Raw genomic sequence first — 10,638 nt, 5'->3', positions numbered from 1 at the left:
AACCTCAGAGCGCGACCAATTGAGAGTATTGAAAATCAAAATCGGTTGAGCGTCGGGCTGCGGAGGATTCGGCAGAGCAATTTGAGCCGAGATTGCATCCAAAGATTTTAGCAGGATTTCGCGACAAGCGCGATCGACCTCGGCAAAGGCTAGATTAGCATCCGCATAAACTTGGGCGATCGCAGAACCGGGCAAAATATCGTGAAACTGGTTAAACAAAATTTGTTTCCAAGCTGATTCTAACTCAGATTTCGGATAAACCGCACCACTACAAATCGTTGCCAGCGAAGACAGCAACTCCGCTTGGTAGAGCAATTCTTCGCAGCGACGGTTTTGGCGTTTTTGGTCGGCGCGAGTCGTGTAGCAACCCCGGTGGAATTCTAAATAAAGTTCGTCTTTCCAAACGGGAAGAGTTTGGAGTTGTGAGATGGGAGGATTTGCATCCTTCATTGCCGACAAGTTTGAAAATTCTAGCGCCCCCAACTTCTCCTGATTGTCCGATTCTGAAACATCGCTTTCTGGCCTAGTTGTCGCAACTTCAGGCAAAAACTGACTCTCAATCAAAGACAAATAATCAACCGCTTTCGCAAACTCCAACTTCGGGAAAAAAGGCGACATTTTCCAGCGTTTCGCCACCTCCAACATATCACGAGTCGGGCCACCACCGTGGTCGCCAACCCCAGGCAACCAAAGAGCATCTTGCAAACCAGTCTTAACTTGCCAGTCAAAAGCATAACTTGCCATTTTCACAGATTCTATACTTTCGCCAATTGGAGGAGACATCATACTAAAAATTTTAGTACCGTCCAACCCTTTCCACCAAAATGCACCGTGGGGAAATTCCGTTGTATCGTTCCAACGCAACTTTTGCGTCACAAAATAATCAACTCCACCTTGCCGCAAAATCTGAGGTAATTGCCACCCAAAACCGAAAGTATCCGGTAGCCAAGCTACCCGCATCAATTCCCCAAATTTTTCTTTTGCGTAACGCTGTCCGTAAAAAACTTGCCGCACCATTGATTCAGCGGAAATCAAGTTTAAATCCGGTTCTACCCACATCCCCCCGACAACTTCCCAGCAACCCGCCGCCACCTGTTTTTTAATCGCAGCAAATAAGTCCGGCCGATGTTCTTCCATCCAAGCATAAAGCGCCGGAGTTGAATGGCAGAAAATCAAATCGGGAAACTCCGATTGTAATTTCAATACTGACTCAAAAGTTCGCTCTGCCACTTCCCAAGTTTCCGGCACAGGCCACAGCCAAGCTAAGTCTAAATGAGCGTGACCCACCAAATATATTTTACCTGTATATATAGATGTCAGCCCGCCGCTTTCTCCTATATATATAGATGTAGAATTGCTATTTTCTCCAACCTCAAAAACCTCATTTTTTCTTCCTCCCTCTGCGGCCTCTGCATCCTCTGCAGTTCCCTCATCTAAATCCCCAGAAAAAGCCCGCAGATATCCCAGTAAATTGTGCCGCAAAACAGACAGCGAGCGATCGAAATTTTCGCGATCGCCCACCGCCGACCAATCAATCAAATCCATCGCCAAATCAATCTCAGATTTCAGCGTTTCCCCCTTGACAAACATGGGGCTATTTGCTATTGTTTCAGTGGAGAGGTATTGGGAATTTACATTTTCTAAATTTCGACTTAGCGAATTTTGCAAAATCTCTAATTCGGCAGCCACAAAACCCGGATCGAAACAACAAGAGTCAGCAGCTTGATACAAACAAATCGATCGCACTAAAGCACCGCTATCGTGACCCGGACTTACCAACCGCAAAATCACTAAAAATTCATCTCCGGGATTTGCCGACGAACTCAACAAAACTTGATCGGCAAAATCAAATAAATCTCCCTGTCCGACTAACTCGCCGTTGACAAAAATTTGAGCATCTTCTGCCCACCAAGTCAAACTCAGCAGCAACCGCAAACCAACCACAGGATAGCCGTACAAATTGTCAGGAATTACAAATTGCTGGCCTAAATACAAAACTTGCTTCCCAGATGGCCAAGCAATATGTCCTTTGCTGTTAAGTTCAGCAACAGGGCTGTTACAAATATTTACCGAAGAGACAGCCGAGTCAGAATCGCAGTACCTCCAACCAGACTGAACCTCCACTTGGCTGAGGCGGCGCAACTTCTCGACAGTGGCAGAAATATTGTTGCTAGCAGGTGACACAGAAGCGCTCATATTTCGCTAAAATAGGAATTGTGTATTAATCAAAGATCGGATTGAACCGCGAAGACGCAAAGGACGCGAAGAAATAAAGGTTTCAGAGGGTTTGAAGCTGCGATTAAGATCTCGCTTTGATTTTACAGCAATATTCAGCAATTCCGGCGCGAATCAAAAATCTGAATTCAATAATAAAACTTATGTCCAACGGTTACTACGGCCCCTACCAAAGCCGACTATTAAATTTTATATCGAAACAGTCCCGCCAAGTTGCCGACAATTGCGATCGAACTTGGCGTCAAATTAAAGAAGCAACTCTCACCGCCACCCAAATTCTGCTTTATCCAGCTTATTTGCTGGTGCAAAGTTCCCGAATGCTGGGCCGACAGTTGCGGGAATCAAGCCAAAAAGTAGATTTACCGGAACTGCAAGAATTTAGCGGCGACGAAAACCCCGATTTGCAACAAAATTGGTATCAGGGGGAAACTTCCGAGGAAAGTTCGATCGCCGAAATTTTGCACCTCGCCGAAAATTTACTAAACTCGTCGCAAACCGCGAAAACTTTAGCCAGCTTCCCGCTGTTAATTAATCAGGGAAATGCTGCTAGCGATTTACATCCGGCAATCAATTTTAGCGGACAAATCACAAAGCATCAAACAACTTCCGTCTTAGAACACCCGCTGGTTAAAACGGAATTAAAACCGCAACCGAAAGTTGAGGGAATTGCCAGTTTTATCCCAGCCCGCACTTTAGTATTGGTCGGAAAAGAAAATCAGATATTAGATATTTTGACACCCGAACAGCAAGAACTGCTCGAAGGTCGCATAACTTGGGAAGTAGCAAACTGCGGGCCCGAACGGCAGGAAATTACCCAAAAAGAATTAAAATTTAATCTCGGTTTGGAGTCAGCAGCCAAAAAAGCGCAGTTGCCGCCGGTACGTCGTTTTTGGGAATTGATGGCATGGCTTCAGACGAGTCCGGTTGCTCTCAAAAGAAATCAGTTTGGAGAATCAATCCTCGCAGTTAAAAAATCGATCGACCGCAATGCCATCCTAGTCCAAACAGCCCGCGCGCAGATTGAAGCAAAAACCGCACAGCAGTCAATTGCGGCATCGAATTTGATCGACCAGAATACCCCAAAACTAGAAACTAATTTTAACAGCAAGTTCGATCGACCCCCTAGTCCTCTCTCCTTTGTTACATTACTCGATCGCGCCGCCGTCAACCTCGAAGAATTAACCCTGCCACCAGCGGTAAAAACAATCGCCGCCCCCACAGAAGCCCCCGGAGTCAAGATTAATACATCCGGCACAGACGCCAATGTAGATTTGTCCGCCCGCGACATCCTCGAAAAATACGCTCGCAACATCGAACAAATGATTTGGTCGTCAGTAGACCACCTTTTGGGCAAAGAAACGGCAGCAAGTGATAATACCGAGAAATCGGTCGCAATTCAGTATTATTTGAAACAGCGACAAGAACAAGAAAACACACAAAACAGCCCAGAGGTCGATCGACCGTGGCTGAACTGGCAAGACTTATTCGGGGAAGCAGCACCGCAGCATTTAATCGACGACAGTTCCGAACCCCAGGGAGCAGCTAAAAGCATAGCAGCACAAGCTAGCCCAAAAGTCAAGGAAAAGATGGCAGAATTAGGTGAATTGGCAGAAGGTCGATCGACATCAGTCTCCATATCCCCTTACCCCGAAGCACTTAACCGCCTGCTGGGGCAGCTAAAACAGAGCTTGCTCGTCGCAAAAAGCCCAACAAGTCAACCCCAAACAGCATCTGATTTAGTAGTTACTCAAAAAAATAGCTCTGCACTCGCAGCAGAATCAACCCCAGGGGGCGCACAGGAAATCCAAGTGCCAAAAAATACAAACCCGAACACCTCACAAAACAACCAATCCCCAGCAGCAATCACCGCGCAAACTAGCAGATACACCGCCGCAACCCCCGCCGTAGCAGAACCCAAAAATCCCAGCGCAGGCGTCCCACCCGATGGCGAATACTTAGAAACAAAAGCAGAATCGATGGGATATATTAAGCACCCGCTAGAACAAGTGCTCGAATGGCTCGATCGAGTTATGCTGCGGCTAGAAAACATCGCGGAGCAACTCTGGAATTGGGCAAAAATCAACTTGCCAAAAATCCTCAAAAGCAAAGAGAAAATTGACTAATCTTTAGCTTATGATAAAAAAGTTGCCGCAACAGCAGCAAATCAGCTCAGTATTATGCCATCTTTGGAGACTCCCACAGTGCTAACCCTCAAAATCGTAGTTAATGTAGTTGTTTTATTTTTTGTTTCCCTGTTCATCTTTGGATTTTTGTCCAATGACCCAGCCCGGAACCCCAACCGCAGAGACATGGAATAAACAAGTTATCTCTGCCGCTTGCTGGGGGGCACGCCACCGCAGCCCCCCAGCAAGCCCGCAAACCCGCAAAAATTAGTCGAAAAAAACTTGACCTCGCACCAGCAGCGAGGTTATCTTGTGGCGGAAGCAACTTCTGAAAGCAGCCCTATTCCGGCGCTCCAAAGCCACGGGGAATTTTAGAGATCAGATTAATGTTTAAACAGTTGCCTTCTAGATGCAAATTATTCAATAATTTGCAGCCTATAAAATCTAAAATCTAAAATCTAAAATCTAAAATCTAAAATCGGATGACTTACCTGTTGTAACTATGCCCTATCCGGTACCGCCGCCAGAACCCTCTGCCATCATCTACATCGCCAAGCCAAAAAAAGTCGCCCTCACTGTGGCGGCCGGCGATGGAGACACCCGCAGCAACCCCGCAGAAATACCGGAACCAAGCCCAGATATCGTTCAGCCAGAACCCACACCGGCCCCAGCAGCACCCGCAGCCACACTCCTCGGCACTACCCCAGCCACCGACCAGCCTCCAGAAATCGCCGACCCCCTAGCGGAAGTGGAACGCGGCGACGCAGTGGTAGGATTTCAGCGTCGGCCTCCTGTGGGAGAACCCGAAACTGCGGAAACTCCGAAAGATTCCTCGTTTACTGCTTACCAGTTGGGTTCGGTAGAAAATGCCATTGCCATTCGCAATCGGAAACGAACCGCAGAGGCACAGAAACAACAGGAGAGGAATCTTGTCCGAAAGCAGGAAAGTTGGTATCAGGCCCAAGGCCGGCAGTTAGAAGATAACTCTCCCGAACCTGCGGAGATTCCCGTTCCAGAACCCGCGCCAGAACCAGCACCCAGCGGGCAACAGCAGTTCGACATTCCCGCACCAGGAACTGCCCCCGCACCCAGAACCTCCCCAGCGCCGACACCGAAGCCTAAACCAGCCGCCCCGCCGGGAGTCCGCACCCCCCCAGCAGGGCGGACTGTGCCTTTTCCGGTGACTCCGGCCGATACTATTGAAGTTAAGGCTGACAGCCAAGAATTCGACGACAAGCAGCAAATTGTCACGGCGGTTGGTAATGTCGTTGTGCGGTTCCGACAAACTGTAATTGATGCCGATCGAGCGATCGTCAACTTAGTCACCCGCCAAGTGGTAGCATCCGGCAATGTCGCCTATACCCGCGGCCAACAAGTAGTGCGCGGCCAGCGGATGGAGTTCAATCTCGGCCTCAACAGCGGCGCAGTCGAACAAGCCAGCGGCGAAATTTTCCTGCCAGCAGCAGGTAGCGAATTGACTCCCACACTGCCTACAGATATTAGTGCCGGGACGATTCTCGAACAGCCGCTGAGCGATCGAATTACCAGCCAGCAGCCCCTGCGCGGAGTCAAATCCTCCGGCGCTGCTACAGTGACTATCGGTGGCGGTGGACAGCTAGCAGCCCCCCAAGTTACTGGTGCGGTCAACCGCGTCCGCTTTGAAGCAGAACGCATCGAACTGCTGCCAGACGGCGCGAGGGTAGCAACAAACATTCGGCTTACTAACGACCCGTTTTCCCCGCCGGAATTTGAATACAGGGCCCGGAGGGCGACGATTAGAAGGATTTCGCCCACGGCAGAGGAATTAGTCACAACTAAACCCCGCTTGGTGTTCGACAACCGAGTGAAAATACCCGTGTATCCACGCAGGCAAGTGTTTGACAGCCGGCAGCAGAACGGCCCGTGTTTGACCTTTGGCTACGACGGGGGGGACAGAGGCGGTTTGTATGCCGAGTGCGGTTTTGAGGTGTTGCAAAACGGGCCGGTGCGGCTGACCCTGACGCCCCAAATTTACCTGCAGCGGGTCGTGGCAGAGAACGGCGGTAATCCGTTTTCTCCCGACAGTTACGGGCTGAAAGCGAGGTTACGCGCTAGTCTGGGCCCGCGCACCAGCCTGGACGGATCGGCAATATTTCTGAGTTTTGAAGATTTCCCCAATTTGCCGGAAGATAGCTTTCGGGGGAATTTGCGCCTGCGACAGTTGATCGGCACTCACACTCTGGCAGCAGAATACAGTTATCGCGATCGACTGTTTAACGGTTCTCTGGGCTATCAAACCGTGCAGAGCAGTATCGGGGCAGTCCTCACTTCTCCAGTCATCCAACTCGGAGGCACTGGCATCAATCTCAGCTACCAAGCTGGGTATCAATTTATCAATGCTGACACCGATCGAGCAGACTTGCTCGAACCAGTGCGGGAAAACAACCGCATCGATCTGGGCCGTTCCCAACTCAGCTTTGCCTTAAGCCGCGGCTTCAACCTGTGGGAGGGCGAACCGCTGCCCCGCACTCCCACCCAGGGTTTGAGGTATACGCGGACGCCGGTGGTTCCTTTCTTGCAACTGGCCTTGGGAGTCCGGGGAGTTGGTACTTATTACAGCAGTGGCGACAGACAAAATTCCCTCGCTGGCAGCGTCGGCATTCAAGGGCAGTTCGGTCATTTCTCCCGCCCTTTCCTCGATTACACTGGGTTTAACGTGACTTATACCCAGGTGGGACGGGACGGTATATCGCCGTTTTTATTCGATCGCTTAGTAGATTTGAGAGTCCTGTCTTTTGGGCTTGTCCAGCAAGTTTACGGAGGGTTTAGAGTTGGATTTCAAAGTGCTATTAATTTAGAAAGCGGGGAAACAATCAGTACGAATTACACTTTAGAATATAGTCGCCGCAGCTACGCAATCATTTTGCGTTTTAATCCTGAGCGTCAAGTCGGCAGCCTGACTTTTAGAGTTAGCGACTTCAACTGGAATGGGACTCCCGAACCTTTTTCCGGGGACGCGCGAACTGTAGAAGGAGGCGTGCGTTTATCCGATTAATTCAATTAGCTCATTGGGAATTGGTAATAGGTAATGGGGAATTGGTAATAGGTAATGGGGAATTGGTAATTGGGTAATTGGAACCAAAAGACAACAGTCAACAGATAACAGTCAACAGTAACAGTCAACAGTCAACAGTCAACAGACAACAAATGACAGAAGTGACGGCAATATCTGCACAAGCAGCGGCTCTGCTGGTTCACTACGGTTTTGACCTAGGTGGCAAAAAAGCCGAGAAATTGGCGGGTGAATGGCTGACCAAGTATCCCGGCTATTGGCTGCGTTTAGCAGTGGTTGAAGCGCTTTATCAAGGCCGCTACAAGGCTGTGTCTGTGGGACAGCTATTGAGTATGTGGCATCGGATAGGTCAACCTCTCTATCATTTCAATCGCGAGTTTGAACGCTTGGTATGCAATAATTTTCCTCAAAATTTAACCGGGGAAAGTGCTGCTCAACTGTCACCGGAAGATATACTTTTATCAAACCAGGAATCGGAAGTAACTGCCGCAGAGTTAGATTTGCGTGGGCCGTCAGGGGTGCAACTTGATGTGGGGCTTCATGCAGAAGTCCCAAACACAGAGGCAGAGGAAACAGGAAAATTACCTGCCGCCGACGATCTCACAAAAGAAAATACAGAATTTGTAGTATATGAAGATGTGGCTGTTACCACCCTCGCCGATCGAGCCGAAGCTGAGCACAAATTAGCGGACAAACCTGTGGCAAAATCATTTCCAGTTGTCAAACACACTGATTTTCATACCAAGTTAAAAGCGATTGCCCGAGAAGGCAGAAGAAAGAAGGGAGAAAGCAGAAATAGGGTGTAATATCATCTTCGATTTTTGATTAAAGAATTAGGAATGACTGATGAAGATCGTGATTGGGATCTGCCTACAGTTGCATTTTTTTTTGGAAGTGGTGTAATATTTGGGAATTACATAGTTGTTTGTGAGAGTTAAGTTTTCGGACTTCCTCCCATCCGAATCTCCGAACAAAAAGATGCTTGTTCGGTACCGTTAGCTTGCTTAACAATGCTAGTCCGCAGCCGCAGGTTGGGCATGAGATACCACAGCCTTTCTTCGGCATGGAGGGTGTCTGATTCTGTAATCAATGTCAGCACGTCGTCGCCCATCACGTAGCGGCCGTTACCCTTGTCTTGCAACACTTTGCCTTCGCTGGGATTGTCGGGATTTGGTACGATCGCTAATATTGTAGAACCGATTTGTTTAGCTTTGTCGCGATCGGGAATACCGTCCCAACTAATCCGAACGCCCTTTAGCCCAGTTGAAGCCGGGTTAATCGAGTGTTGTTGGCAAAGTTTGACGACTGCTGCATCGCTAGCTGTCAGTATTTCTATTTTGAGGTCGGATTTACCCGCCTGCAATTCGCCAGAATTGAGATTGTGTACGGTACGCTGGGAAAACCATTTGCCTACACTTAACTCGAAAAACTCGATAACATCCATGAAATTTGTCTCTAAAGTCAATACTGCTTTATTTGCGATCGTGACTTGCCCGCTATGGAGTCAGAAACCCGATTTCTTCCTGCGTACCTAGCGGTCAAACCAATGATTTTGTCTAGAAACCCGGTTTAAGAGTGCAAGTCCTTTTTTATATTTTAGAGGAAGGGGGCGCACCTGCAAAGCTTTCTGAGAGCTTTGGGTGAAACAGATTGCAGATGCCGTTGAGGTACGAAACCCAACCAGGGGGACATCTGCCTCGCTGATGCGGCCGACTTGACAGAAAATTAGAGCATCCGCCCTCATATTTCGTTATAAAAAGTCTTTTTCGCACATTAAATAGGATTGCGATACCTGAAATTTTTTAGCTTTGACAGTGTGGATCTATCGACCACCCTCGCCGAAATACCAGCTATGTTAAGAAAAAAAACGATATATGTGAGCTTTTATCGATTGATAGGTAAATTGGGCGTTGCTGAGTCGAATGATATTGGTGGCGATTTATTGTAATCGCACTGCTTGAAAATTCTCAAAGCAGACTTCGACTAAAAAACCAGCAATTCATCCAACCATCACCAAACCGAGGACAGCAAGCCCGTAGCACATAGCATTCAAATATGTCATGCTAAGTCAAGAGAAAAGATCCTCGATCGGCTTTTCGGTAGGGTGCAGCTAGCGATCGTATACATTTAAAAAACACATCCGTAAATTTATGAGCGAGTTTACACAAGGGCTGGATAAAATGCAGCCTGCAGAACAGACGCACTACCTGGGAATCCTGCCAAGTCAGCTAGCAGCGACTTCAGACTCCGAAAAATTATACAGCTTACTAATAGATTACAATTTTATTAAAGCCAAGCTGTCAGCATCGGGAGTACAGGCGCTAATAGAAGATTATGATTTAGCAACAAGTCCCGATATTATTATCTCAGACCAAAAAGCCAACCAACTCAAATTAATCCAAGAAGCAATTCGCCTGTCTGCCCACATTCTAGCCACAGATCAAAGCCAACTAGCCACCCAACTAATAGCCCGCTTGATGCGCTTTGAAAGTCCAGAAATTCTAGCACTGCTAGCACAGGCAAAACACCAAACAACCCCCTGGCTGCGACCGCTAACGCCCAGCTTTACTCCTCCCGGCGGGAGATTGTTGCGTACCCTCACCGGACATACAGACTGGGTACAAGCTGTAGCAATCACCCCCGACGGCAAGCGGGCAATTTCTGCGTCCTCCGATCACACTCTCAAAATTTGGCACTTAGAAACAGGACAAGAACTTTCCACCCTCAAAGGTCATCTTACCTACGTCAATGCTGTAGCTGTCACGCCCGACGGCACTAAAGTCATTTCCGGTTCTTGGGACAATACGATTAAAATTTGGGATTTAGAAACTGGACAAGAAATATTTACTTTTGCAGGCGATACTTTTGCGGTAGAAGCAGTAGCAGTAACTCCCGACGGCAAGCGAGTAATCTCTGGTTCTTGGGATGGCAGTATTAAAGTTTGGGATTTGACAAGTAGGGAAGTAATTTTTAACTTCAAAGGTCACAGCAGTTTTGTCCAGTCCGTAGCCGTAAGTCCTGATAGCAAACGGTTAATTTCCGGGTCGGGAGACAACAGCATTAAAGTCTGGAACCTAGAAACCGGAAAAGAACTTTTTACTCTTACGGGTCATGCAGACTGGGTAAAAAGTGTAGCAGTGACTCCCGACGCCGAACAAATAATTTCCGGCAGTTACGACGGAACTGTTCAAGTCTGGAGTTTGTCAGAAAGAAAGCAACTTTTCACTT

The 10,638-nt window shown here is 48.1% G+C and carries 6 protein-coding genes and 1 pseudogene; 5 read left to right on the top strand and 2 right to left on the bottom strand.

Annotation, left to right across the window (positions count from 1 at the left end; genetic code table 11):
* On the bottom strand, positions 1 to 2,196 hold a 2,196-nt coding region (locus QUA38_RS24240; RefSeq protein WP_445305099.1), incomplete at its 3' end, for an alpha-mannosidase.
* Between the two features lie 182 nt (positions 2,197 to 2,378).
* On the opposite strand from QUA38_RS24240, the gene QUA38_RS24235 reads away from it, so the two are divergent.
* The 4 genes from QUA38_RS24235 (at position 2,379) to QUA38_RS24220 (ending at position 8,216) form a co-directional block, all read left to right on the top strand.
* Positions 2,379 to 4,358, top strand: coding sequence for a hypothetical protein (locus QUA38_RS24235; RefSeq protein WP_333166420.1), 1,980 nt, complete (start codon positions 2,379 to 2,381; stop codon positions 4,356 to 4,358).
* Between the two features lie 78 nt (positions 4,359 to 4,436).
* A complete protein-coding gene (locus tag QUA38_RS24230) occupies positions 4,437 to 4,553 on the top strand; it encodes a photosystem II reaction center protein I (protein WP_039887172.1) in 117 nt (38 codons plus the stop codon).
* Positions 4,554 to 4,860: 307 nt separating this feature from the next.
* Entirely contained in the window at positions 4,861 to 7,392 is a 2,532-nt protein-coding gene (locus QUA38_RS24225; RefSeq protein WP_333166418.1) for a DUF3769 domain-containing protein, read from the top strand.
* 77 nt (positions 7,393 to 7,469) lie between these two features.
* Positions 7,470 to 8,216, top strand: a complete 747-nt coding sequence (locus QUA38_RS24220; protein WP_333166415.1) for a hypothetical protein — start codon at positions 7,470 to 7,472, stop codon at positions 8,214 to 8,216.
* Positions 8,217 to 8,344: 128 nt separating this feature from the next.
* Here the strand turns inward: QUA38_RS24220 and QUA38_RS24215 are convergent, their stop codons facing one another.
* The gene (locus tag QUA38_RS24215) at positions 8,345 to 8,854 is read right to left on the bottom strand and encodes a phycobiliprotein lyase (protein WP_333166412.1); all 510 of its coding nucleotides are present in this window, start codon (positions 8,852 to 8,854) and stop codon (positions 8,345 to 8,347) included.
* A gap of 706 nt (positions 8,855 to 9,560) precedes the next feature.
* On the opposite strand from QUA38_RS24215, the pseudogene QUA38_RS24210 reads away from it, so the two are divergent.
* Positions 9,561 to 10,638, top strand: a pseudogene (locus tag QUA38_RS24210) (hypothetical protein); the annotation flags it as partial.

Origin of the sequence: Microcoleus sp. Pol12B4 (assembly GCF_036701385.1) — a bacterium.
Classification (GTDB): Bacteria; Cyanobacteriota; Cyanobacteriia; order Cyanobacteriales; family Microcoleaceae; genus Microcoleus.
This window is presented reverse-complemented; position numbering and strand designations above follow the sequence as displayed.

Excerpts from the sequence above, each read along its gene's own strand:
- QUA38_RS24235 (WP_333166420.1), top strand. The coding sequence starts at position 2,379 with ATGTCCAACGGTTACTACGGCCCCTACCAAAGCCGACTATTAAATTTT.
- QUA38_RS24225 (WP_333166418.1), top strand. The coding sequence starts at position 4,861 with ATGCCCTATCCGGTACCGCCGCCAGAACCCTCTGCCATCATCTACATC.
- QUA38_RS24215 (WP_333166412.1), bottom strand. The coding sequence starts at position 8,854 with ATGGATGTTATCGAGTTTTTCGAGTTAAGTGTAGGCAAATGGTTTTCC.